Below are 24,484 nucleotides of genomic sequence, written 5' to 3'. Positions count from 1 at the left end.
TATCGTTGCTCCATGCCTGTTGAACCGACCTATACGCGGCGCGCGGAGCCCGGCATCACGGCGCGCGAGCAGACGCGCCACCGGGTCATCGACGCCGCGATGGACCTGCTGGAGCGCGGCGGCCGCGACGCGGTCACCACCCGGGCGGTCGCCGACGCCGCCGGGCTACAGCCGCCGGCCCTCTACCGATTGTTCGGCGACAAGGAGGGGCTGCTGGACGCCGTGGCCGAGCACGGCTTCACCCGCTTCCTGGCGGCCAAGCGGCAGATCGACCCCGCCCCGCAGGACCCGATCAAGGAACTGCGCGACGGCTGGGACGCCGTGGTCGAGTTCGGGCGGACCAACCCCGCGCTGTACCTGCTGATGTACGGCGAGCCCACCCGGTCCACCGCCGTCATCCGGATCGGCCTCGAACACCTCTTGGACCGAATCCGCCGCATCGCCGCCGCAGGGCTCTTGCGCGTGGAAGAGGGCCTCGCGGTCCAGATCGTCCACGCCGCTGCCGGCGGTGCCATCCTGACCTGGCTGTCGGTGCCCGAGCCCCAGCGAAACCCGGAACTCCTCGTCGCACTGCGCGAATCCATGGTGACCACCGTCACCACCCGGGAACCGGCCGTACGCGAACAGGGGCCGGCCGGCGCCGCCCGTGCCCTGCGCGCCGCGCTGCCCGGCCAGAACGCCCTCAGCGAAGCCGAACAACAACTCCTGGCGGAATGGCTCCGGCGACTGTCCGCATAGCGGCTGGGCCGGAGCGGGGCGGGAGTCGCGCCATGAGCCGAACAAATGCGAGCAGCGGCCTGTACGCCTGCCTGTTGGCGTAGCCCCGTCCCCCATCGGCAACAGCCACGGTCGTGGCTCGATGCGATTGTGCGTCCGTGTGACGGTGGTTGGCCGTCCGTGTCCGGCCGCGTGGCTTTACGAACCCGTCGTGGCGGGGAGGGTCAGGCGTTCCGGGGCCGGCACGGGCTTGCGGCGGTGTTGTCGAGGTTCTCCTCGACCCAGGTGCGCAGCAGGCCGAGGGGGACGGCGGCGCCGTGGCCCAAAGGGGTGAGGGCGTACTCCACGTGCAGGGGTACGGCGGGGTAGACGGTGCGGGTGAGGATGCCGGAGTCCTCCAGACGGCGCAGGGTCTGGGTGAGGACTTTGGGGCTGATGCCCTGTAGGCGCCGCTGCAGCTCGCCGAAGCGTCGCGGGCCCTGTTCGAGTGCGCCGATGGCCAGCGCCGACCACTTGTTGGCGAGCATGTCCAGCATCGCGCGGCAGGGGCACTGGGCGGCGTAGACGTCGTGGTCGCTGTGCCGGCCTGTTGCACATTCCATCGCCATGAACCGCTCCTCACCTGGTTGCTTCCCAAAGGAAAGTAGTAACCCTTGCGGGTAACTATAGGCGCGTGGATACCGTCGCCAACACCAACCGGGAGGCCGCACGACCGGCCTCCCGCCGTTCCACCTGCTTGGAGTTGACGTATGTCCGCAACCTTGATGCGCGCGCTGATCCAGGACGGATTCGGCGGTCCGGAGGTGCTGCGGGTGGCGCGGGTGCCCCGGCCCGCGCCCCTGCCGACCGAGATCCTGGTGCGGGTGCACGCCGCCGGGATCAACCCCGTGGACTGGAAGACGCGTTCCGGCGGTGGAATGGCCGGGGTGCTGGGCGAGCCGCCGTTCACTCTGGGCTGGGACGTGTCCGGGGTGGTGGAGGAGATCGGCTTCGGGGTGACCACCTTCGAGCCCGGTGACGAGGTCTACGGGATGCCGTGGTTCCCCCGCGCGGCCGGCGGCTACGCCGAGTACGTCACCGCACCGGCGCGCCAGTTCGCCCGCAAGCCCGCCGCTCTCGATCACGAACAGGCCGCCGCCGTTCCCCTGGCCGCCCTGACCGCGTGGCAGGCGCTGGTGGACACCGCGGGGCTCCGCACGGGCCGGCGCGTGCTGATCCACGCGGCCGCGGGCGGGGTGGGACACTTCGCGGTCCAGTTCGCCAAGCATCTGGGCGCGCACGTCATCGGCACCGCGAGCGGTGGCCGCCACGACTGGCTGACCGAACTCGGCGCGGACGAACTCGTCGACTACACCGCCGCCCGCTTCGAGGACGCGGTCCGTGACGTCGACGTGGTCATCGACCTGGTCGGTGACGATCACGACCGCACCGGCACCCGATCGCTCGATGTGCTGCGCCCCGGCGGCCTGCTCGTCGCGATCCCCGGTGGGGTCTCGGCCGAACTGGCCGAGGCCGCTCGGGCGCGCGGTATGCGTGCGAGCGCCTTCCTGGTCGAACCCGACGGCACGGCCCTGACCCGGATCGCCGAGCTCATCGATGCCGGAGCGGTGGCAGTCGAGGTCGAGGAGGTCTTCGCGCTGGAGCAGGTCGCCCGGGCCCACGCCCGCGGCGAGAACAACCGTACCCGCGGCAAGCTCGTCCTGCGTGTCACCTCCTGACCCACGCTTCCCGGCATGTGCACCGCCACCCGTCGCCGGCGCACGACCGGCCTGACGCGTCCTCGAACGCCCCTCCCCGGCAATCACCCCCACCCTCATTCGTCGCGCAGGAAGGCACCGATGAACCGTCGAACACAGGCGAAGTCGCAGTCCGCTCCCACCATCACCCGCTCCGCTGCCTCCGAGCTGATCGGGGGCGGTGCTCGCCGCCGCCGATGAGATCGGCTTCCCGGTCGCGGCAGCGGTCACCGACACCGGAGGTCGTCTCAAGGCGTTCGAGCGCACCGACGACGCGCCGCTCCTGGCCGCCGAGGTGGCGGTCGACAAGGCATGGACGGCCGTGATCAGCCGCTCACTCCCTCAGCCGGCGCGCGGCGGCAGCACGGCCTCGATGAGGTGGGGGCCGGGTTCGGACAGGGCCCGACGGAACTGCCGGGCCAGTTCCTCGGCGGTCCTGGCGCGGCCTGCGGGCACGCCCATGCCGTTGGCGAGGGAGACGAAGTCCAGATCCGGGCGCGACAGGTCGAAGAGTTGGGCGGACGCCTCGGCGGTGGCACCGACGCGTTCCAGTTCGGCGCGCAGGATCGCGTAGGAGCTGTTGTTGAGGATCACGGTCGTGATGTCGAGGTTTTCCCGGGCGTGGCTCCACAGGGCGGACAGGGTGTACATGGCACTGCCGTCGGCCTGGAGGCAGATCACGGGGCGGTCGGGGCAGGCGATCGCCGCCCCGGTGGCCGAGGGCAGTCCCTGTCCGATCGACAGACCGGTCAATCCCAGCATGTCGTGGGGCGGTGAGCAGGCGGTCGCCGGCTGGAGTGTGGCCATGCCCGCCGTGATGGACTCGTCGCAGACGATGGCGTCGTGGGGAAGCAGGGCGCCGATGACCGCCGTCCAGTTGTCGACGGTCAGCTCGCCGCGCGGCAGTGGCGGCGGCGACAGCGGGGCGAGGACCGGCTCGATGCCTGGCGCGACATGGTCGGCCAGCATGTCCAGCGCGAGTACGGCGTCGGCGCCTCCGTCCTCGGCCAGGACGTGCACCCGGGTATCGGGGGGCGTCGGCAGACTGCTGCGGTCGGGGTAGGCGAACGAGGTCACCGGCGTACGCGCACCGCACAGGACGAGGTGTTGTGCGTCCCGAAGTTGCACGGTGATCTGTTCGCCTCGGTACGCGAGGGGCTCGACGAGTGGCACCCCCGCGCCTCGGCGTTGGCGGGCGGCCCAGTTCCGCGAGAGCAACCGCGCGCCGGTGGCGTGCTCGATCCGGCTCGCCGCGCGCAGTCCCCGCTCGCTCAACGCTGCACCGTCCAGCAGGAGTACGCACGATTCTCCCGAGCGCAGCAGCCTCGCGATGGACCGCACGTGCTCTTCGGAAGGCGCGGGGGGCGCGGGTATCTTCACCGGCCGAGCCGGTCGGCCTCCCGCCGACCAGGACAGGTTCGCCGGGGCGATGAGGGTCGAGACGGACCCGGACGTACCGGTTCGGGAGGAGCCCCGTCCGACCTCCTCGGCGCCGTCGAAGCAGGTCAGCGCCGCCGCGACCGCGTCGGCCGCGTCGGCGCCGAGCGCCTCGGTGGTCGTGGAACGCCGCACCCAGGTGGAGACCGTGCCGGCGAGCGCGTCGATGTCCGACTCCAGCAGGGAATCCAGAGGCTTGTGGTCGATGGCGTGATCGCCCACGACATTCACCACCGGGGTGTTCGCACGGCGGGCGTTGTGCAGGTTGGCGAGTCCGTTGGCCAACCCGGGCCCGAGATGCAGGAGCGTCGCGGCCGGGCGCCCCGTCATCCGTCCGTATCCGTCGGCCGCGCCGGTGGCGACTCCCTCGAAGAGACACAGCACCCCGCGCATCTGCGGCAGGGCGTCCAGCGCGGCCACGAAATGCATCTCGGACGTGCCCGGGTTCGCAAAACAAACCCGCACATCGCTGTCCACCAACGTACGCACCAACGCGTGCGCTCCGCTCGTCCCTTGCACCGTTGCTCCTTTCCGTGTCCTGTCCAGGGGTCCATCGATCGCCCGTTCCGGCTGCCGATCGGACAGAATCACTGTACATTTTTTCGCCCGAACGTTCGCCACAGCGAACGTTCGGACGATGCCGGGCCACTGGCCACGCCGGCGTCGAACCCACAAGCCTCTGGAGTCGTCCCCCATGGCATCACCCGTCGCAGCGATTTCGGCCGCGGTTCGCAGCGAGCGACAGCGCAGGGGGCTGTCACTGAGCGAACTCGCCCGCCTCGCAGGTCTGAGCAAGGCCACCGTGTCGCAACTGGAGGCCGGTACGGGCAATCCGGGAGTGGAGACCGTATGGGCGCTCAGCGTGGCGCTCGGCGTCCCGTTCAGCCGGCTGGTCACACCGCCGCGCCCCGCCATCCGCATCCTGCGCGCCGACGAGGGGAGCCCCACCCACGCGGAGGAATCCGACTACACGGCCACACTGCTCGCATCCTGCGCGCCGGAAGCGCAGTGCGACATCTACCGGATCCGCGCCGAACCCGGCAGAGCCCGCCGGTCCTCACCGCACCTGCCGGGAACGATCGAACACGTCGTCCTCACCGCCGGACGCGCGATGGCAGGGCCTCTCGACCAGGCCGTCGAACTCGACGTCGGCGACTACGTGAGCTACCGCGGCGACATCCCCCACGTCTTCGAGGCCCTGGCACCGGAAACCAGCGCCGTATTCGTCCTGGAACAGAACTGAACGGAACCGATCACCCCTGCGGCCGGTGCGGCCCGTGCGGGTCCACCGGCGGCCGGGTGCTTCGCCCGGTATCCGATGCGGCCCCACCGGGCTCTCATCGCAGCACCCGCCCGAGGAAGCCGTGCAGGTAACCCGCAACGACGTCCAGGTGGCTCTCCAGCAGGAAGTGACCGCCGTCGACCAGATGCACCTCCGCGTCCTTGGCGTCCCGGGCGAAGGCCCGCGCGCCCGCCGGGCCGAAGATTTCGTCGTTGCGGCCCCACACCGCGAGCACCGGGACCTCGCCGGCACGCAGGAATTCGTGCAGCAGCGGGTAGAGCGGGCGGTTGTTCCGGTAGTCGCGGAACAGCGCCAGTTGGATCTCGTCGTTGCCCTCGCGGGAGACGAGGGCGAAGTCGTGCTCCCAGGTGTCCGGGCTGACCAGGCTCGGATCGGGCACACCGTGCACGTACTGCCATCGAATGGCGTCGAGGCTCAGCGCGGCGCGAACGGCGGGTTCGGTGTCGGGACCGGGGTTCGCCCCGTAGGCCCAGACGTCGGTCCAGAACGACTCGACGAAACCGTCCTCGTAGCCGTTGCCGTTCTGGGTGACGAGGGCGGAGATGCGTTCGGGGTGCTTGAGCGCGAGGCGCCATCCGATGGGGGCGCCGTAGTCCTGGACGTAGAGGGCGTAGCGGTCCAGGCCCAGCTGGTCGAGCAGTCCGGAGGTGAGTTCGGTGAGGGCGTCGAAGGTGTAGGTGAAGTCCTCGACGAGGGGGGCGTCGGAGTGGCCGAAGCCGAGGTGGTCCGGCGCGATGACGTGGTAGTCGTCGGCCAGCAGCGGGATGAGTTCGCGGAACATGAACGAGCTGGTCGGGTAGCCGTGCAGCAGGACGATCGCGGGGGCGTCTGCGGCGCCGGCTTCGCGGTAGAAGATCTCATGGCCGTCGACGGTGGCGGTCCGGTGGTGCACCGAGCGCATTCTCTAACCCCTTCACGTGCTTGATCCGGTTAGCTTCTCGTCATGCAAGCACGAGTAAACTAACCTGTCAAACGACTCGATCTGGTTAGTCGGAAGGAAGCGGCACCCGATGGACACGCTGCTGGACCTGCTCAACAGCAGGCCACTGGTCAACGGCGAGGAACAGGACGCGCTCGGCGATCCGGCCGGAGGCAGACGCTGGGCGCGGGAGCATGACGGCGAAGGCAGCCTCGCGGAATTGGCGCTGCTGCGTGAAACGCGGGACATCCTGCGGGACGTAGTGCGCGGAGACAGCCCGCCCACCGCATTGCGCCCGCTGCTCGAAGGCGTCCACCAGGTCCCGGAACTCACTTCGGATGGTCTTGAATGGACCGTCAAGACTCCCCCGCACGCCCGCCTGGCCGTCGAGGTCGTTCTCGCCTGGGCCGCCGCCGAGAAGCAACTGCCCGGCCGGCTACGCGCCTGCGCCAATGACGAGTGCCAACTGTTCCTGCTCGATCGCAGCCGCGCCAACCGCGCCCGCTGGTGCTCGATGGCCGCCTGCGGCAACCGCGAAAAGGCACGCCGCCACTACGAACGCACCCGCTGACCCGTCCCGGGCGAACGCCTGGACCATCTCGTCGATGTCGGTGTGGTCGGCCTGGCGGGGTGCGTTCAGGTCGCCGAAGGGAATCACCGACGGCGCGAGGGCCTGCCGGCCGCCGTCGTCCGCACCCAGGGAACCGTTCCGCCCGGCCCCCGTCCAGGGGAGTTGGTGTGCGTCCTTCCTGCGGGCGGCCTGCGGTTGCATTCCGGGGACGGTGCGACACCCGGTTGGGGATGGTGACGTTCCGCCGGCGCAGCGGGCTGGGCACGGTCGAACTCTTTACCTTGCGGGTGAAGTGGCCGGTCGGCAGGGCCGATTGGGATCCGTGACCGGTGATTGGTTCGACACTGCCGTCCGGGTCGGGCCGTGAGCCGTGGGCGATGCGGGCCGTGGATCGGCCACGGCCCACACCGAGGTCGCGTCGGTTGCGGATGGCCGTCAGGAGTTTCGCCGTGGCTTGGGGGGACTCGACCGGGAAGTGGTGGCTGCCGAGGTCGACGGGGACGATGTCGAGGCGGTCTCCGTAGCGGTCGATGGCGGCCGGATCGAGTGTTCGGATGGGTGCCGGGCGTCGTTCGGGGGGAGTCAGCCGTGGTTGGGGCGGCAGATGCGGGCCTGGGGGGAATCGTCCTTGCCGCCGGCGAAGCGGACTCCGAAGCCGCAGGCGGCCCAGGGGTCGACCGCGTCCGGTCGGGAGGTGACGCGGTCGGGTCGTGTGGGGGGACGGTCGACACGGCCCGAGGTGCCGGATCCGCGGGGCGGCTGGGGGGATCCGGCCGGTCGGGTGTCCCCGCGCGGGTCGGGCGGCGTGGTGGACGGCGCCGGGGGCGGGGGTGTCGCGGGGCCGGTCGGGCCGAGGGGGAGGGTGGCGGGTGGCGGGAGCCGGGGTGTGCCGGCGTCGGGGAGAGGCGCGCTGTTCGCGGCCAGGGCGGGATCGAGGGCTTGGGTGGGGCCGGTGGCCGGCGCGGTGTCACAGGCGGCCAGGAGCAGGAGCAGGAGAGCCGTCGCGGCGGCCGGTCGGGTGATATGCACGTATTCCTCCGTGAGCACGAGGTCTGTCCCGTAGGGGGTAACGCGCGGACGCTCGGGGAGTCACTCGGGTGCCGTGGTGGCCTCACGGGGCGAGTCGCGGATCGCGGTGGATGGTTCACGGGGTCGGCGGTGCGACGTCGACGGACACGGAATCGGCGGCGTGGTGTCGACGGATTCGGGGTCGGGGTTCGGGGTCGGGGCTCGGGCGTCTTTCGGCGCGGGGCGGGCGCGGCGGGCCGGCCGTTCGGTGTCGTCGCCAACGCGATCGGGCGACCGATCCGTTGCCGGGGCGTGGGCCGCTCGTTGAACCGGTATCGCGAGAGGCGCGGGCGCCGACGGTGCGGGAGCCGAGGGCCGGGACCACTCGATCGACGACAGCGAGGAGCCGACCGTGGCCGAGAGGATCGTCCTGGTCGCGGGGTCGGACCCCGTCTCCCCCCGGGACGTCGGACCGAAGACGTCGGACGGGGGCGTCGACGCGCGGGACGGTCCCGAACACGTCCGACCGGAACAACCGCCACCCGGCCGGACCCGGCGCGATGCCCCGCGGCCCCGTACGCGTCCCGCCCCACGAAGGCGAAGCCCCCGCGCGCCGGGACGTCAGGCGCCGCAGTCCGCGCGGGGCGGCCTTCCGATCCGGGCCACCCGCGCGCCGTCCGGCCCCCGCCGGGCCACCCGCGCGCCGTCCGGGCCTCGCCCATGCCACGACCGCACCCGCCCCAATCGCCCGAGAACGCGGGAGAACCGTTGACCACCCACGCCTCCGCCGTCCCGGCCACGCCCTTGTTCGTCATCGAGTACCCCCAGGACGGCACAGCGACCGTGGACGGCACGCCCGTCCACGTTCCCGAGGGGACGCAGGCCCGGCACGCCGCCATCGACGAGGTGCGCTTCACCGCCTCCCTCCTCGACCGGCCCGTACGCGCGATCGACATCGATCCGGACGGCACGCACTACCCACTCCTCGTCGACCCGGACGGGACGCTCACGTTCCTGGCCGAACCCCATCCCGATCCCGAACCCGACGACGAGGCCCCCGACGACCAGGCGCACGCCCCGACGTTCGGGGAGGACGCCGCGGCGACCGACGACGACGAGTTCGACGGGCAACGGGCCGACCCCGACGGACACCTCACCCACGAACACGATCCGTACGAGACGCCGGACCCGCCCGAGACCGCCCCGCCGCCCACCGGGCGGCCACCCTCGACCACGCCCGCGCGCCCCGGTCGCGCACGGCGGCGTGCGACCCGGTCCCTCCCCCGCGTCACCCCGGCCGCGATCGGCCTCGCGATCGCCGCGGCGGTCACGGTCGCCGCGGTCCTGGCGTGGCCGGACGACGAACCCGCCGACCCCGGACCGGGCACGACCTCGCGTGCCGAGACCGCCGCATTCACCTCCCCGGCCGGCTGGCAACGAACGTCCGCCTGGACGCGGTCGATCGCACCGCCGGGAGCCGGCCGCCCGAGCGTGGCCGCGCTCGGGAACGTCCTGGCCGTACTCACGCCGGACCGTCGCGTCGCCCTCCTCGATCCCCGAGACGGGCGGATCGAGGAAGCCGGCGAACCGCTGCCGGCGGGCCATCTCGCGCTCCACGCCACCGGCGACCCGACCGCGCCGGTACTCGTCGCCGAGACCCGGGACGGACTCGTGGTGTGGCCCAGACATGGCGGCCCCCGCCCCTGGAGCCCGCCCGACACCGTCGCGCTCGCGCCCGGCGCCCGCGTCAGCTACGCCGGCGCCCTCCCCCTGGTGACCGGACCCGACGGATCGGCCGCCGCGCTGCGCGGCGGCGTCCTCGCCCCCGTCCGGGTGCCCCCCGGAACCGTCGCGATGGCCGCCGACGCCACGCACGTCCTCGCGGGACGCGCCGTCGGACCCTGGGAACTGCTCGGCTTCGACGGCACGACACGCGGGGTCGCCCCGGTCCCGCCGCACCCCGGCGCGCGCATGCTCCGCGTGGCCGGCGGCGGACACGGGTCGGTCGCCGTCGTGTGGTCCGGGCCCCGGGACGACACCGAGACACTCGCCGTCCACGACTCCTCCTCCGGCCGGGTACTCGCCCACGCCGACGCCCCCGCCGGATCCCTCTCGAACACCTGGATCCGCTCCGACGACGGCCCCCTCGCGGCCCTGGGACCCGTCGTCGTCGACCTCGCCGAAGGACGCGCGTCGGTCACCCCGGGCGCCGTCGCCCGCTCCGTCGCCGGCGATCGCGTCTACGGCACCCGCGAGGGCCACCCCGTCGCGTTGACCGTCCGCGGCGCCCTCACGATGCCGGACCACACCGCCGTCCCCTGGGCCGTCAACACCGGCCGCGCGCTCCTGCTCACCGGGAACGAGGACCGAACAGTCCTGCACGCCGTGGAACCCGCCCCATGACCGAACACACTTGGCACAGCCCGGAAACCCGACACCCACCCCACCGGACACACGGAACCCCGAACCCGGTGCAGACACGAACCACCAAACCTTGCCGGTAACCGCGTACGCCGCCTACCGGTCCCTGGAGACCGTGCCGGCCCCCACCGAGGCGATGTCGGGCTACGGCCTCCCCGTCGCGGCCTCCAAGGCGTCCGGCACCGCAGCGACCACCACGTCCCGACCGCCGTGGGCTCCCGGACGCCGACACCGGAATGGCGCACGCTCGGCAACCAGTACACGGTCTCCGACACTTACCGCGACGCCGACGGAATCCGCCGCGCCCCACGCCGCCCGGCTGCGCGGCGACCGCTACGAACTCACCCGCATGGGCGGCACCGCCGTCCTGACGTGGCGCACCCTGACCGACCCGACACCGACACCATCACCGACGCCTGGCCCGCCCGCCCCGACCACTCCGGTGCGAGGGCACGATCGCCCGGTCCGCCCCCGGCCACGCGGACGCCGAGCCTCGGCGACCCGCATCCGTTGCGGTCCCGGCGCAGCGGCGGGCCGTGGAGCGTGAGGCGCGTGGCCGGTGAGGGTGGGGGCGCGTGTGCGGGGTTCCGCTCAGGGTTCGAGGACGACCTTGATCGCTGCGGCGGCGGGGTCCTGGGCGACGGCGAAGGCGCGGGCGGCTTCGTCGAGGGGGAAGCGGTGGGTGATCAGGACCCGAGGCAAGTCGGGTACGGCGCGCAGGATGTCGGTGGCCTGTGCGAACTCGGGTGCGCCGTGGTGGTGTCCGTACATGAAGGCGGGGACGATGGTGATCTCTTTCATCTGGGTCGTGTAGTCCATCGCCACCGGCGTCCAGAACGTGCCCAGCAGGCCGAGGGTGCCGCGTGGCCGCAGGTGGGCGACCGCCAGGTCGAAGGAGGATTGGACGGCGGCGGCGTCGAGGACCGTGTCGTATTCGCCGGTGGCGCGGATGCGGGCGCCGAGCGCTTCGCCGGCTTCGGCGCGGTGTGGCCGCGGTTCGGTCAGGTCGACGTCGGCGCCGAGGTGGCGGGCGGCGGCGACGGCGCACAGTCCGATCGGGCCGCCGCCGATCACCAGCACGCGCCGGCCGGCGGTCACGCCGGCGCGGTTGAGGCCGTGCAGGGCGACGGCGAGCGGTTCGACGAGGGCGCCGTCACGCGGGTCGACGCCGGCGCCCGAGGTGTCGACGAGCGGGAACAGCGCTCCGGGATCGACCCGGACGCGTTCGGCCATGCCGCCGTCGATCGCGACGCCCAGCAGGCGTTCGCCGCCGGTCCGGCAGAGCTGGCCGGCCCCGGCGGCGCACTGGTCGCAGGCGTCGCACGGAAGGTACGGGCGCACCGCGACGGGGGTGCCGTCGGGCAGCAGGCCGGCGAACTCGTGGCCGGGGGTGACCGGGGATGGGCCCATCGCCATCAGGTGCAGGTCGCTGCCGCAGATGGCGGTGGAGACGACGGTGACCTCCACCGGCGGCACCCCGTTGCGGTCCGCCGGTTCGGGAACCTCCAGGACCCGGATGCCGTCGGCGGTGTTGCGCACCGCCTTCATCACAGGGTCACCTCGCGAACCGGGTCGGTGCCGTCCCAGTCGCGGGCGGCGTCGCGCATCATGGCGAAGAAGTCGCCGTGCAGCGTACTCTCGTAGACTTCCGCGACCGAACCGCCGTGCCCTTCGGTGGGGAAGTACGCGAACCGCGCCTGCGGCCCGGCGTCCCCCCAGTGGTACGGCTCGACGCCGGCGTCGGCGAAGCGGCGCACGTACGCGTCGTATTCGGTGGTGAAGTGGCACAGGTGGTGCAGCCCTTCGCCGTGCTCACTGAGGAACTCCGTGTAGGCGCTGGGCGCTTCGGGATTGAGCTGCTGGATCAGTTCGATCTGCAGGTCGCCGGAGTAGGCGATGCCGACCGCGATGCGCGCGTCGGTGCGCGTCCCGAGGTAGTAGGTGTTGACGATGCCGGCGTCGGGGAAGTGGAAGAACGGCCCGATGCCGAGGTTCTCGGTCCAGTGCCGCATCGCCGCGCGGACGTCGCGGACCACGTAGCCGAGCTGGTGGATGGAGCCGATCGCGGTCGCCATGGAAAACCTCCGTGCTGCGGTTCTGTCTTGTGGGTACGGGGGTGCCGGTCGGGGCACGTGTGGTCAGCCGGGGAACTGCCCGTGCACGAGTTCGCCGCCTTTGAGGACCGCCCGGGGCGTGCCCTCGGCGAGAACCGCGAGATCGACGGTGGGATCGGTGTCCAGGATGAGCAGGTCGGCGAGCTTGCCCGTCTCCACGGTGCCGAGGTCGGCGGCGCGGCCGACCAGTTCGGCACCGTTGCGGGTGGCCCAGCCGACGATCTCCGCCGGGGTGATGCCCGCGTGCTCGGTGTAGAGGCGAAACTCCCGCCCGTACAGGCCGTGCGCGAAGCCGACCGCGCCGTAGTCGTCGCCGAGGACGAACCGCACGCCGGCGGCCTGGGCCTTGGGGATCGCCGCGTACATGCTCTCCAGGTCGGCGCGGATCGCGTCCGCCGCGAACCCCAGGCCGGCACCCATCACTTCGAGGAAGTGCTTGGGAAAGTGCAGCGACGGGACCACGAACGCGCGGGTGTCCACCAGCGCCGCGATGACCTCGTCGTCCATCTCGTCGCAGTGGTCCACGATGTCGATGCCCAGCTCCAGGGCCATCATGATGGCGGGCTTGTTGACCAGATGGGCGCGCACCAGCGCGCCGCGCGAGTGCGCGGTCTCGATCGCGGCGGCCAGCTCGTCGCGCGTCATCTCGATGCGGTCCTTGGGCGCCGTGGTCCCGTGCCCGCCGGTGACGAACAGCTTGATCACCTCGGCGCCGCGCTTGATCTCCTCGCGTACCCCGTACCGGAAGCCCTCGGCCCCGTCGCACAGCCGCACCGCGCCGGGCGCGGGCATGCCCCAGTGCCACGGCACCCCGTCGTTGGCGTGCCCGGTCGTCGACAGTTCACGACCGGAGGGCCAGAACCTGGGGCCGGGCGTCATCCCGTCCTCGATCGCCCGCTTCACGCCGCCTTCGACCTCGTTGGCGGCGCCCGCGCCGATCACGGACGTGTAGCCGTGCGCCAGCGCGGTGTCGAGGTTCTTCGCCGCGATCAGTGCCTGGTACGAGGGCGGGTATTCGTTGCCGTACGGCACGTTCGGCCGCGACCCCAGCTCGTGGTAGGTGGCGTGGAAGTGGCAGGTGAACATGCCCGGCATGACCGTCCGCCCGGCCAGGTCCACGACCCGGTCTCCGTCCCGGGGCACCACCGTGCCGGGCGTGACCGCCGTGATGCGATCGCCCTCGACGACCACGGTCCGCCCCGCCGCAGACGGATTGACGCCGTCCAATACGGTCGCGTCGGCCAGAATCAGTCGCTCCATGAGTGGCACCTCCACGCGATCCGATATAACTGGGATACATATATGCCATGCATGTTGAGGAGGCAAGAGCCGTGACCGAATCCGCACCCCTGCCGCCGCTGACCGAGACCGGGTGGACCGCGCTCGGCTTCATCGTGCTGCAGCCCCGCTCCGGCTACGAGATCAAACAGGCCGCGCTCGCCCAGGTCGACGCCTTCTGGGGCGTCAGCTACGCCCAGCTCTACCCACAGCTCAAACAACTACAGGACCTCGGCCTGACCGAGCCGCTCGGCACCTCCGGGCCCCGCAACCAGACGATCTGGCAGGCCACCGACGCGGGCCGCGCCGCCCTGCACGACTGGCTGGCCGCCCCGCCCGGCCCACCCCGGCTGCGTGACGAGGCGCTGCTGAAGCTCACCTTCGTCGACACGCTGTCCTCGACGGACGCACTCGCCCTCATCGCCCACAAGCGCCGCGAATTCCTCGGCTGGATCGCGTACTTCGAATCCGAAGCAGGCACCGCCACCCGACCCCTGCTCCGCGCCTACGGCCTCGGCCAGGCCCGGGCCGGCCTCACCTGGTGCGACCACGCGGCAACCGAACTCGCCGGCGGTTCAGCCCCCGGGTAACACGGCAGCCCACACCCTTTCGTCCCCGAACATCGAATGCACCCCGCGCCGCGTCGGCAGCGCGGGGTACCCGGCTCGCATTCGGTGGGGAGACCGCCCTGCCATCGGTTGTCCATCGCGAAGACTTTGCCCGGCTTGAGGATTCCTGCGGGATCGAGGGCCCGCTTGACGGCGCGATGCATGTCCGACACGAGCGGGTCCGACTCCCGGCTCAGGCCGGACCTCTTCAACCAGCCGATTTCCGTGCTCCCCGGTGATCGTCCCACCCGGTTCGATCGCCTCGGTCGCGTCGGCGGCGTTGACGCCCTGGTGCGGCATCACCGCAGCGTGCGCGGTGACTCCATCGGCGCGGCGTGCACCATCATCGCCGTCGCGACGTCGTCGAACGCGCCCCGCTCCAGCAGGTAGACCTTGCCACCGCCGGACTCCTCCGCCGGAGTGCCCAACAGCTTGACGGTCAGGCCGAATTCGTCGGCGAGCGGGGCGAGCGCGAGGGCCGCTGCGACCGCCGCCGCGCCGTTGACGTCGTGGCCGCACGCGTGGCCGATGCCCGGCAGGGCGTCGTCCCGACACCCACGGACTCCGAACAGCGGAATGCCCGTCCTGCCAAAGCCCGTTCGCGACTGCTCCCGCGTTCGAAAGACACCCACACACCGACCACCGCGGCGACACCACGGCACGGCTACTCGGACTGGCCCGTGAGCTTGACCATGCCGATCGTGATGCGGTCGGCGGTACTGCCGAAGACCACACTCAGCCTGAGCGTCATCGCCCCGGTGGGCGTGATGTGGGCAGGCATCGTGTAGCAGGCGGGGCCGACCGCAGTTCGGTCGGTGTTGTCCTCGAAGCTGACGAGCGCCGAGTTCGGCAGGGTCATGTCCGTCACTCGCGTCTGGCTGATGTACGTCCGACCGACCGTGGCCGAGAGGACGGCGTAGCACACCTCGACGGCACTGACCGAGGTGTTGTCGGACGGCAGACCGAGGTTCATCCCCTGGGAGTCGCGATCGGTGATCACCTGTTGCGGTGTCAGCACGACCGCGCTGGACGGGCAACAGTACGGCGCGACGGTGAGCTTGGCGGTCGCCGGGCCGGCGGGACCACTGGCGATGGCACCGAGCGGGCTGTACCTGGTCTGGACCGACGTCGAGGCGGACGATGCCGCGGAACCGACCGTCGGGCTGATCACGAATACGCCCAGGACCAGGGCCGCGACGAGCCCCAGGATGCCGAGTGATGCCTTGTTCGGGGCGTGACGCCCGCGCCGGATCCCAACCATTACGGCTCTCCCATGATGTTGGAAGCCACCCCTCGTACACCGCCCCGGAACCGCTCGGGTGAGGGGTGGCACGAATGAGCACCGCAGAGTGATCACGCTGCTGTCGGATATGACCGGCACATCCGATACGCCAATATACGGGTCCGTTGTACCGGCCGACACCAGCTTTCCGGGCAACTCTCTCCCGAAACGTATCCCTGAGCAGCGGCAGCCGCCCACGTTCTCCGGGCACGGACACGACACCCCAACGGGGCTTCCACCGGCGGGAGTTCGCCGCATGGTCCGCGCGCCGACCACATCGGACCGCGGCTTCGTCCTCCGAGGTGCGACATCGCCGAGGAGCTCCTGTCGACCCCCGATGGCCGATCTGCGGGGTGCAGGGGTGTCCGAGATCATCCGGCCCGGCGGAGCCGTCATGGTCGGGGTGGATGCACGCACCGCGCCGAGTCCGCCTCGGCCGACGGCACTTCGCCGACCCGGGCCGTGTGAAACGGGCAGACGGCCTGACGCGGACACGCGCCTCACGTCGTCGGCCGCGCGGCCGAACTGCCCGCCGCCACCACCGAACCGCCGCTCCGGTCGAGCGACTCGTCGGCCGGCGCGCGCGTCGTGGCTCACAGTCCTGGGCAGGGGGAGCCGCCGAAGTGCTCCCGGGCCGAGTCGCGGACCTGGACCGACTCGAAGCCGTTCGCCTGTCGGCCGACTCCGGCCGGCGCGCCGGTCACCTGCGGAACGAGCCCCCGAGTCCGGCAACCAGGACCGCCAACAGCACCACGGCCACCCGTAGTTTCCGGTAGCGCGAACACCGGGGCACCTTGTTCCGCATCCCGGGCGCTCCCGTCGACTGCGTTCCGCACGCCGCGGACGGCACCGTTCGGCGCAGCAACCCGACGTCATCCGGGCCGTGTCGGGGTGGCCCCGGCTCCAACACCGCAGAACGGCGGGCGCCCCGCGCCCGCCTTCCGCCCCGGGCACCCCTGCCTCCGCGCGACAGGGACGCACCGCGAGCGGCGACCGGCCCTGCGGTCTTGGCCGCAGTCTCGACGCTTTCCGCCGCGGGAGGGCAGGCACGGCCTCCCCCGCTCGTCCGCCCTCGGTCAGGCGCCTCGATACCTCAGGTAGGTCTCGATCTCGCGAGTGATGTCGTGGTCTTCGTCGGCGGCGAAGGCGAACGGGCGCAGCGCGCGGCCCAGGTGATGCACCTCGGCGGCGTCGCCGTCTCGTCCGCCGGGGCCCGGGTACACGTGCGGTTCGAGCAGCGACGCGTACAGGACGGCGCCGTGCCGGACACAGGCGAGCGTCTCGGCGCCGAGCTGATCCACGACGCGGACCGCGTCGGCTGGGCCCTCGCAAGGAACCGGGTCGTCGTCGTGCGCAGCGGGGCAACGTTCCACGAGCCGACGCTACCGCTCCCACCGAACATCGCACACCCATACGAGCGTTCAAGTCGTCGACAGTTTCCGCCCGGCCGAGTCGCCGAAGCGTTCGAGGCGACGCAGGAAGTCCTTCAGGAAGCGGGGACGGGGCCGCCGGGCCGGAATCGTTCCACTCCGACGATGTGCCGCACCTTGAGCGGGCGCACGATCACCGCGATGCGCCGCTCCCCCGGCATGGTCCACTCGAAGCGGTCGACGCCCAGGTACTTGCGGGCCAGTACGTCCATCCGGTCGTGCGCCTCCCGACCGTCGACGAAGCGGGCCACCACGCCGCTGATCTGCACGCGGTCGAAGGGGTCGGCGGTGTCCGCGTGCGAGAGGTAGACGCGGGGGTCTCGGCGCAGGTTCTCCTCCTTCACCCGACCCGCCGAGGTGTTGAACGTCAACTCCCCCTCACCTTCCAGGTCCACCCACATCGGGCTGACCTGGGGGGCTCCGTCGGGGAACACGGTGCCGACGTACCAGATGTTGGGGGCTTGCAGCCGGGCGCGGACGGCCTCGTCGAATGTCACGGTCATCCTGGGACGCTACCCGACCGGGGTCGACGGATGGCACGGAGAGGCCGTGAAATCCGATGGGAGAAGCCGATACCGCGAGACCGCCCGCACACACCTGCACCTGCACCTGCACCCGCACCCGCACCCGCACCCGCCCGCATCTCGGCGTCCGCGTCAGGGAGTTCCCGGGTCGCGGAAGGCCAGGGTGGCCGCATCGGACCAGGGGCCGCCGGCCTGGAGGGTGCGGGCGCGGACGCGAATGATGTAGTAGCCGAACCAGTTCGTGGTGGCGAGTCGGGTCGTGGCGGCCGGGGCGTCGGCGGAAGTCGGGGTGACGGTGGTCGTGGTGATCGTGCGGGCCGCGCCTTCGAGCGGCCGGCCCAGTGCGTCGCGGTCGCGGATGGCGACGACCTCGTAGTGGAGGCCGGGCGGCAGCGGGCCGATGGGGGCCGTCCAGGAGACCGACACCGGGTTCTGCTTGGGCGGGAGCCCGTAGGCCCGCGCGTCGCGGACGGCCCCCAGGACGACCACCCCCGTAGCAGGCGCCCACGGCCCGGTGGTCTGCGGAGTGGCCAGCCGCACCTGGGCCGTGTACTCCTCCCCCGGCGCGGGCCGGCGGCCGTCGGCGCGGCGCAGCACGAGGCCGCGCGCGGTGATCGCCCGGGCCCGTCCGACCTCGGTCCCGCCGCACGACAGCACCGCCTCGTAGCCGAGTTGCACAACGGCGCCGGCCGGCAGCGGGCCTTCGGAGTTCGTGAGGGTCAGGGTGGTGCGCGCGGCGTCGGCGACGATGTTGGGTGGGTCCGTCCACACCAGGGTGAGTTCCGCGTCGTCGGCGGTGAGTTGCGGGGTGAGCGGTCGCGGCAGGGTGACCAGCAGGAGGCCGGGCGAGGTCGTCCACGCGCTGGTGTTGCCGTACATCTCGGCCCGCACCCGGACCCGGTAGGTCGACCGGGTGTGCAGGGCGCGTCCGTCGGCGAGCACGACCCCGCGGGCGTCGGTGCCGACGATTTCCTTGCCGCCGCCGACCGCGTAGGGGCCCGAGCCCGGGGAGGAGTCGACCAGTTCGTAGGTGTAGGTGGGTGCCGCGGGTGCGCCCGCCGGCGTGGCGACCGCCGTCCACGACGCGGTGACCGTGCCCAGGTCGTTGCGCAGTTCGGCGCGCGCGGGGGCGGCGACCACCCAGGCGTTGAACACCCGGCCGGCCCATCCGCTCATTCCGACGCCCGGGTTGTTCACCCATACATGGACGTAGTACGCCCGCCCCGAGACCGGCGCGGGCGAAGGGCTCAGCGTGACACGCCCGTTCAGGACTCCGGTGGAGGTGGCCACGGCCTTGTTGGTGGTCGGGTCGACCACGGCCACGTCGCACGGCACCGGGGTGTTCCAGGCGATCGTCAAGTCCCCCGCGGACTGCGTGACGGACAGGATCGTCGGCGCCGGTTGCGACAGGACGGTGTACGGCACCCGCGGGCTCCACGCCCCCGGGAAGTGCCCGTGCCCGAGTGCCTGCGTCTGTACCGTGTACGCGCCCCGCACCGGCTGCGCGAGCGGGACGGCGCTGCCGGCGGCCACCGGCAGCGGCACCGTCAGCGTCGGGGCCGAGGCCGGCCTCACCTCGTTTGCGAGCATCACGCCGTTCGGGTCGAACACCCGGATGACCACCTGCTCGGTGCCGGCCTGCGGCGTGCCGGTCGCGACGAGCTGCGAGCGCCCGTAGGCCAGGGTCGCCGTCGGCGGGGCCGGCTTGCTCAGCACGAGCGGCTCGGACCACAGTCCGCTCAGGGGGCCTCGGATGCCCCTGACCCGTACCGGATAGTCGCCGGGCGGCAGCGTGTTCGGGTCCAGCGGCAGTGCGCCCTGGAGCACCAGGCCCAGGTTGCGGCTCGCCAGTTGGGTGCCGTCAGGGCGGAACACGGCCAGCGTGTACCCGGCGGCGCGGCTCGCGCCGGCCCAGCGCGCGGCGACCGTGCCGTTGTCGTAGCCGGCCTCGTGCAGCGCCGGGGTGCCGATCCCGCTGTTCGTGCCGGGCCCGCCGTGGCTTGCCGCGTCGGAGACGGCCTTCGCGATGGCCGCCGCCAGCGTGGCGACGGTCGCCGACCCCAGGATGCCCCCGGCTCCGATCGTCGCGAGCACCAGCGCGGCGGCCTCGACCCCCTCGACGGCCGCACTGGTGATCAGCCCGTCGCACAGCAGGACGGTGGCGACGTCGAGGGCCTCCTCCCCGACGACCAGCGCCAGGAACAGGGCGATCTTCGCCGGGTCCGCGAGCAGTGCCCGGGCGAACTGCGCGGCGGCGCCGCGGATCCCGTCGGCGAGGACGCCGGGAAGCCGGTCCCACCGGGTGGTCGTCGGGATGTGCACGGCGAACGCCGGGAAGGCCGAGGTGAGGAACGGGGCGTCGGCCCCGACCAGGGTGAGGGAGCATGTGCCGGTGAGGCTGAAGACGAGGTCGTCGCCCACCGCGGTCACCGCGGGCGTCACCGTGTACGAGGTGTTCACCGCGTGCCGGGCGACGAGCTTGCCCAACGGCCCGCACAGCGACAGGGATTCGGCGTCCGCGAGCGCCTTGATCGCCGACACGAAGTCGACCAGGTTCTCCGCGAGGCCGAACGACGGCCACCCGTCGAGCGCGAACTCGGCACCCGCGCCCGCCGGATGGGTGCTGTAGCGGAACCCGCAGGCGAGCGGCCCGAACGGGGAAAGGGAGCGCAGGGACGTGAGCCGCCCGGTGAACACTCGTCCCCCGTCGTGCCCGGGCGCCACGGACACGGACGCCACCGCGAACGCCTCGCCCAGGAAGTTGATGCCCGCCGACAACCGCGCCGTCGCCGAGGGCCCGGTCTCGAAGCCGAGTTCGGGGCCGCCCTGGTACGTCCCGCTGCCGCCGGGGCGGGTCGTGCCCGCCAGCGACATGAACCCGAGGTCGAGCGGCGCGTCCAATACCGCGGTCGCCGCGACGCGGTCCCACTGGCCGGTCCTGGGGTCGCGCAGGACCGTGACGATGGCGTGCAGGTCGAGGTCGGCGATCAGGCGCACGGCGAGCCGGGCGTCGATGGTGTACCCGTCGCGCGGCACCGTGCCGTCGGGGGCTCGGAGCGTGGCGCCCGGGTCCCGGTCCGCCTCGTAGTACGAGATCCGGGTGCCGGACCGGAGTCCGACGTCGATGAGCGTGCCGGGCCGGGTCGCGGACGTTCCGGTGAAGCACTGGGCGAGGAACCCGGCGAGCGACCAGTCGGCGGCCAACGAGACGTCGTAGAGCACCGGGACGCCGTCGCGGAGCACGAGCCGCGCGGCGCAGTCGAGCCGCCGGTCCGGCTCGCCCGTGCGGGGTGCGGGCCCGAGCAGCACCCGGCCGCGGATCATGACCGTCGACGTCTGCGGGACGGCCGGGCGGCCGGGCGCGGCCGGAACGGCCCATCGGTAGGCGATGTCCGCACTGAGGTGTTCGAGCGCCAGACCGCGCAGCATGAACGGCGCCGGCACGGTGTCCGCGGTGCCCTGTCGGACTCGGGTGGTGAGCCCGGCCGCGTCCGCGACCAGAGTCACGTCGAAGGCGTAGGTGCGCCCGAAGATCTCGACCAGCTCGACCCGACCCGCCAGTTCCACCCGATCGGCCAGGGCCGGCCGGTATTCGACCCGGATGCCGCGCGGACGGTCGGGGGTGTGGGTGAGCCGGACGGTGCGCGCGATCGTGATGTCGGGCAGGTCGGCGGTGAAGACCGTGCGCGAGGGGTCGGCGTGTTCGATCATCGCCGCCAACCACAGTGTCGGCGTCGCCGCACCGATGCCGATCTCCAGCAGGTGCGCGAACAGCGCGGTCCGCGCGAAGTCGATCCGCACGGCGCAGGCCACCCCGGTGGACAGTGTCAGCGCCTGGTCGCCGAGATTCTTCAGCGGCGCCGGCGACAATCCGGCGCGTTCGAGCAACGGCGCGGTGGCGCGGCTCAGTTCGCCCAGGGTGGTGCCCGCGAGATCCGACACCACCAGATGTGCCTCGCCGACCCGCAGCCGGTCGTCGACCTTCCACGCGGCGGGCAGTATCGAGTCGAACCGGAAGCCCGCGCCGACCACCAGCGACACCGCGTAGTGCATGCGCCCGCCCTGCCCGGGGCGCGGATCCGGGGCGAGGTAGACAAAGGCGTTGCACGCGGGGACGGCGCCCTGCCGGGCCAGTTGCCCCGACAACATGAGCTGCGAGGTGGTCGCGTTCAGGTGGAGCGAGGCGGAGCCGAACGTCGACGGCGCCAGGCTGCCCGGCGCGACGGCCCGCCATCCCGTGCCCGCCGCGGGGGTACACACCCCGTCCGTCAGCGCGGCGATCGACACGCGCGGTGCGTCGGCGACCGTGACCGTGCCGGTGAGCACGGTGGGCGCGGACGCCGCGCCGAGCGCCAGGGTCACCGCGGCGCGCAGCCCCGCGTACTCCAGTGTGCCGGTCACGCTCGCGCTCGCGGCCGCGTTTCGGCCCGGCAGGTCCAGGGTCGCGCCGATCGAGGTCACCGGCAGTTTCGCGGCGCCCAGCGGGATCCGCCACGCGTCGAACTCGGCCCGGCCTTCGAGGTGGAGCGCGCCGGTCTCGGGGATCGCGCGGATCTCCGCGGCGGTGAGCGTGACGCGGTCCGAGAGCCCGCGATCCTTGGCGCCCGACGGGAGGGCCAGGGGCGTGCGGTCCGGCGCCGCCACTGCGGCGGCGGTCTCGGCGACGTCCAGGACCCGGTCGCCTGCCAGGCGTCCGGTGAATTCCCACGGCCGGCCCGGCGCCGGCTTGACCGCGCCCAGCCGGATGTCGGTGGCGCCGATCGCGAGCGTCCCGAACACGGCGGCGACCACGGTGTCCGCGGTGACGGGGTAGGCACTGCGCACCTCGGCGGTGACCCCGGTCAGGGCCAGGCGGCCGGGAACCAGCGTCCATGCCTCGGGGGCCTCCACCGCGAAGCCGAAGCGGGCCAACGCCCCGCCCGCCGCGCCGGAGAACGCCAGCGCCACCCGGCACACGTCGAATCCCTTGGCGAGGGGCAGGGCGGCGGGCAGCGCGGCACGCGCCCGCGGGCCGGCGAGCCAGCCGTCGAGCGCTTCGAAGCCGGGCACGTGCACGGTGTGCGTGAATCCGGCCAGCACCTGCCAGCCGCCCGCGAAGTCGTTCTTCACGGCGGTGACGTCCACCGGGCTGCCGCACAGCGTCAGTTCGCCGTCGATGGTGCCGAGTACGCCCACCGGGTCGGTCTCGGGATCGAACACCAAGGCGGCGGAGACACCGCGGACCGCGAGTTTGCCGTCGATGATCGTCCAGGCGTCGGCCGACTGATCGAACGCGAGCGAGAGCTGCGTGAGCGTGAGGGTCCGCGGGTCGAGGGCCACGGCCAGCCGGGTCAGGGTCAGTGCGCCGAGCGTCGCGATCCCGGCGGGCAGCACCGTCGGGTCGCCGCCGAGCAGGGCCAGCGCGTGGCCGATCGAGGGCAGCCGTCCGGGGGTGTCCCGGTCGAGCACGAGCGTCCACGGCTCGTCGTCGCGCGCGGGTACGGGCAGCCGCATGTCGAACGCGGGCGCCTGCGGCCCGGAGCCGAGCGCGGCCCGGCCGCGCAGTGCGCCGGACACCGTCCAGGCGCCGGCCGCGTCCCGAACCGCGGTCAGGTCGACGGCCCAGCCCGACAGCGTCAGCAGGCCGCCGAGCACCGGCCACGCGCTCCCGCCCGGCTGGGCGATCGTGCATGAGACCTCCCGGAGTTCACGCGCCACCGGGTCGACCAGCAACGCGATCGCGCTCACCGAGGTCGGCCGTCCGGCGTCGACCAGTGTCGGCGGCAGCGCGGCCGTCAGCCGGGCGGCGTCGAAACCCGCGAGGCCGTCCAGGCGGGCGAGTTCGGACAGCAGCCGGCCCGCGTCGTCGTCGGTGATCTCCACCCGCCACGGGCCGTTCGCCGGCACCGTCGCGCGCACCGCGAACGGCTTTCCGCCCAGGGTCACGGTGCCGGAGATCGTCCCGGAGAAGGCGACGGAGATTCCGGTGGGGTAGGCGGGCGCCCGGATGACCGTGACGGCGAGCGTGACGCCGGATATCGCCAACGCGCCCGGTATCAGCGTCCATTCGCCCGTGCCGAAGCCGAGCGTGACGGTGCTGCGGCCCGCCTCGTCACCGGCCGGGGACACCTGCTCGGCGTAGCCGGTCACCGTGGCCCCGGCGAGGTCCAGCAGTGACGTGGGCAGCCGCTTCGCGGCGGCGTCCGGCACTCCGCACAGAGCCAGTGCCGCGCTCGTCGAGCCCGCGTTCGCGAGCGGGCCGGTGATCCGCAGCACCGGCCGGCCGGCACCCGAAGTCGGCAGATCCACCGAGCACTCGACCGTGGCGCGACCCACTCCGGTGCTGCCCTGGACGATCAGCACGTCGGCGGCCGGATCCCTCCCGCACTCCAGCCGCAGCCTGCCCGAGCGCACCGTGCTCGGGCTCTGCCCGAAGCGTGCCGCGGTGAGCGGGCCCAGCGGGGCCTCGCTGCCCCATTGCAGCGACGGCCGCACTCCCGGGGCGGTGGCCACCACCCGCCCGCCGATCCGGACCCGCTGCACGCCGGTGTCGCCGGCCGCGCCGCCCACCGGCCGCAGGTCGCTGCGCACCGCGAGGGTCGCCTGGAAGTTCAACCCGGCGCCCGGATACAGAGGGAAGAAGAACGCCGGGTCGACGTGCGCGTGCGTGGTCGCGATGAACACGGCGTCGGTGAGCGGCAGATACTCGAACCTCGACTCCATCAACTCGGGGAACGAGTCGGTGAATTGCCAGTCGGCGGGCGGTCGCGCGGTCCACGCGCACCGGAGGCCGCGGTCCGCGGACACGGTGAAGACGAGGGAGACCTCGGTCAGTGGGTCGCCGGTCAGCACGTCGGAGGTGCCGGTGAGCCGGAGCACGCCCGCGTCCACGCTCGGGGAGCCCGCCGACACGAGGGTCGGCATGGCACCCGCGGACAGCCGCAACTGCCGGTTGAGCGTCTGGCGCAGCACGTCGCCGGTCGGCCCCGGCACAGTGGTCGCGTCCAGCCGGTAGGCGAAGGTGCCCGGTGCGGCGGCCGGGCCGCGGGTCGCGACCAGCCGACCGCGCAGCGCGTTCAGGATCTCGGCGTCCGTGGGGTCGGGCATGGCGGATCGGTCCTCACATGGGGTCGGCGGTGCACACGGCAGAGGTTGGG

General features: G+C 72.6%; 17 protein-coding genes and 3 pseudogenes. 7 read left to right on the top strand and 13 right to left on the bottom strand.

Annotation, left to right across the window (positions count from 1 at the left end; all coding sequences use genetic code 11):
• Positions 1-12: 12 nt before the first annotated feature.
• Positions 13-738, top strand: coding sequence for a TetR/AcrR family transcriptional regulator (locus ABZ374_RS13060; RefSeq protein ID WP_360310136.1), 726 nt, complete (start codon positions 13-15; stop codon positions 736-738).
• 203 nt (positions 739-941) lie between these two features.
• Here ABZ374_RS13060 and ABZ374_RS13055 read toward each other — a convergent pair whose 3' ends face one another.
• Positions 942-1,325, bottom strand: coding sequence for a helix-turn-helix domain-containing protein (locus tag ABZ374_RS13055; RefSeq protein ID WP_360310134.1), 384 nt, complete (start codon positions 1,323-1,325; stop codon positions 942-944).
• Positions 1,326-1,466: 141 nt separating this feature from the next.
• Between ABZ374_RS13055 and ABZ374_RS13050 the strand changes: the two genes are divergently transcribed.
• On the top strand, positions 1,467-2,435 hold the full coding sequence (locus ABZ374_RS13050) for an NADP-dependent oxidoreductase (protein WP_360310132.1): 969 nt from the start codon (positions 1,467-1,469) through the stop codon (positions 2,433-2,435).
• 199 nt (positions 2,436-2,634) lie between these two features.
• Positions 2,635-2,724: pseudogene (locus ABZ374_RS13045) on the top strand (heme-binding protein); the annotation flags it as partial.
• Between the two features lie 71 nt (positions 2,725-2,795).
• Here the strand turns inward: ABZ374_RS13045 and ABZ374_RS13040 are convergent.
• A complete protein-coding gene (locus tag ABZ374_RS13040; RefSeq protein WP_360310130.1) occupies positions 2,796-4,409 on the bottom strand; it encodes an acetolactate synthase large subunit in 1,614 nt (537 codons plus the stop codon).
• A gap of 175 nt (positions 4,410-4,584) precedes the next feature.
• Between ABZ374_RS13040 and ABZ374_RS13035 the strand changes: the two genes are divergently transcribed.
• On the top strand, positions 4,585-5,133 hold the full coding sequence (locus ABZ374_RS13035) for a helix-turn-helix domain-containing protein (protein WP_360310128.1): 549 nt from the start codon (positions 4,585-4,587) through the stop codon (positions 5,131-5,133).
• 94 nt (positions 5,134-5,227) lie between these two features.
• On the opposite strand, the gene ABZ374_RS13030 is transcribed toward ABZ374_RS13035, so the two are convergent.
• Positions 5,228-6,094 (bottom strand): alpha/beta hydrolase, encoded by an 867-nt coding sequence (locus ABZ374_RS13030; RefSeq protein ID WP_360310126.1) that lies wholly within the window; start codon positions 6,092-6,094, stop codon positions 5,228-5,230.
• Between the two features lie 109 nt (positions 6,095-6,203).
• On the opposite strand from ABZ374_RS13030, the gene ABZ374_RS13025 reads away from it, so the two are divergent.
• Positions 6,204-6,683, top strand: a complete 480-nt coding sequence (locus tag ABZ374_RS13025) for a CGNR zinc finger domain-containing protein (RefSeq protein ID WP_360310124.1) — start codon at positions 6,204-6,206, stop codon at positions 6,681-6,683.
• 582 nt (positions 6,684-7,265) lie between these two features.
• Here ABZ374_RS13025 and ABZ374_RS13020 read toward each other — a convergent pair.
• Positions 7,266-7,712 (bottom strand): hypothetical protein, encoded by a 447-nt coding sequence (locus ABZ374_RS13020; protein ID WP_360310122.1) that lies wholly within the window; start codon positions 7,710-7,712, stop codon positions 7,266-7,268.
• A 747-nt stretch (positions 7,713-8,459) separates the two neighbouring features.
• Here ABZ374_RS13020 and ABZ374_RS13015 point away from each other — a divergent pair.
• Positions 8,460-10,094, top strand: a complete 1,635-nt coding sequence (locus tag ABZ374_RS13015; protein ID WP_360310120.1) for a hypothetical protein — start codon at positions 8,460-8,462, stop codon at positions 10,092-10,094.
• Between the two features lie 609 nt (positions 10,095-10,703).
• On the opposite strand, the gene ABZ374_RS13010 is transcribed toward ABZ374_RS13015, so the two are convergent.
• The 3 genes from ABZ374_RS13010 to ABZ374_RS13000 all read right to left on the bottom strand — a co-directional run bounded on the left by ABZ374_RS13010 (position 10,704) and on the right by ABZ374_RS13000 (position 13,486).
• On the bottom strand, positions 10,704-11,660 hold the full coding sequence (locus ABZ374_RS13010) for an alcohol dehydrogenase catalytic domain-containing protein (RefSeq protein ID WP_360310118.1): 957 nt from the start codon (positions 11,658-11,660) through the stop codon (positions 10,704-10,706).
• Positions 11,660-12,187, bottom strand: coding sequence for a VOC family protein (locus tag ABZ374_RS13005; RefSeq protein WP_360310116.1), 528 nt, complete (start codon positions 12,185-12,187; stop codon positions 11,660-11,662). Before ABZ374_RS13005 ends, ABZ374_RS13010 begins: the two co-directional genes overlap by 1 nt.
• Before the next feature lie 63 nt (positions 12,188-12,250).
• On the bottom strand, positions 12,251-13,486 hold the full coding sequence (locus ABZ374_RS13000) for an amidohydrolase family protein (protein ID WP_360310114.1): 1,236 nt from the start codon (positions 13,484-13,486) through the stop codon (positions 12,251-12,253).
• A gap of 71 nt (positions 13,487-13,557) precedes the next feature.
• Here ABZ374_RS13000 and ABZ374_RS12995 point away from each other — a divergent pair, with 71 nt between their 5' ends.
• Positions 13,558-14,094, top strand: a complete 537-nt coding sequence (locus ABZ374_RS12995; RefSeq protein WP_360310112.1) for a PadR family transcriptional regulator — start codon at positions 13,558-13,560, stop codon at positions 14,092-14,094.
• 119 nt (positions 14,095-14,213) lie between these two features.
• On the opposite strand, the pseudogene ABZ374_RS12990 reads toward ABZ374_RS12995, so the two are convergent.
• The 6 genes and pseudogenes from ABZ374_RS12990 to ABZ374_RS12965 form a co-directional block, all read right to left on the bottom strand.
• Positions 14,214-14,367, bottom strand: a pseudogene (locus tag ABZ374_RS12990) (FAD-linked oxidase C-terminal domain-containing protein); the annotation flags it as partial.
• Between the two features lie 12 nt (positions 14,368-14,379).
• Positions 14,380-14,657 (bottom strand): annotated as a pseudogene (locus ABZ374_RS12985) (M20/M25/M40 family metallo-hydrolase); the annotation flags it as partial.
• Positions 14,658-14,776: 119 nt separating this feature from the next.
• On the bottom strand, positions 14,777-15,373 hold the full coding sequence (locus tag ABZ374_RS12980; RefSeq protein WP_360310110.1) for a hypothetical protein: 597 nt from the start codon (positions 15,371-15,373) through the stop codon (positions 14,777-14,779).
• A 1,097-nt stretch (positions 15,374-16,470) separates the two neighbouring features.
• Positions 16,471-16,767: a hypothetical protein gene (locus tag ABZ374_RS12975; protein WP_360310108.1), complete on the bottom strand. Its 297-nt coding sequence runs from the start codon at positions 16,765-16,767 to the stop codon at positions 16,471-16,473.
• 113 nt (positions 16,768-16,880) lie between these two features.
• A complete protein-coding gene (locus ABZ374_RS12970; RefSeq protein WP_360310106.1) occupies positions 16,881-17,327 on the bottom strand; it encodes a TIGR03618 family F420-dependent PPOX class oxidoreductase in 447 nt (148 codons plus the stop codon).
• A 153-nt stretch (positions 17,328-17,480) separates the two neighbouring features.
• Positions 17,481-24,434: a hypothetical protein gene (locus ABZ374_RS12965; protein ID WP_360310104.1), complete on the bottom strand. Its 6,954-nt coding sequence runs from the start codon at positions 24,432-24,434 to the stop codon at positions 17,481-17,483.
• Between the last annotated feature and the right edge of the window lie 50 nt (positions 24,435-24,484).

Origin of the sequence: Embleya sp. NPDC005971, assembly GCF_040629175.1 — a bacterium.
Taxonomy (GTDB): Bacteria; Actinomycetota; Actinomycetes; order Streptomycetales; family Streptomycetaceae; genus Embleya.
Note: the sequence above shows the minus strand (reverse complement) of the source record. Positions and strands in the feature narration are given on the sequence as shown.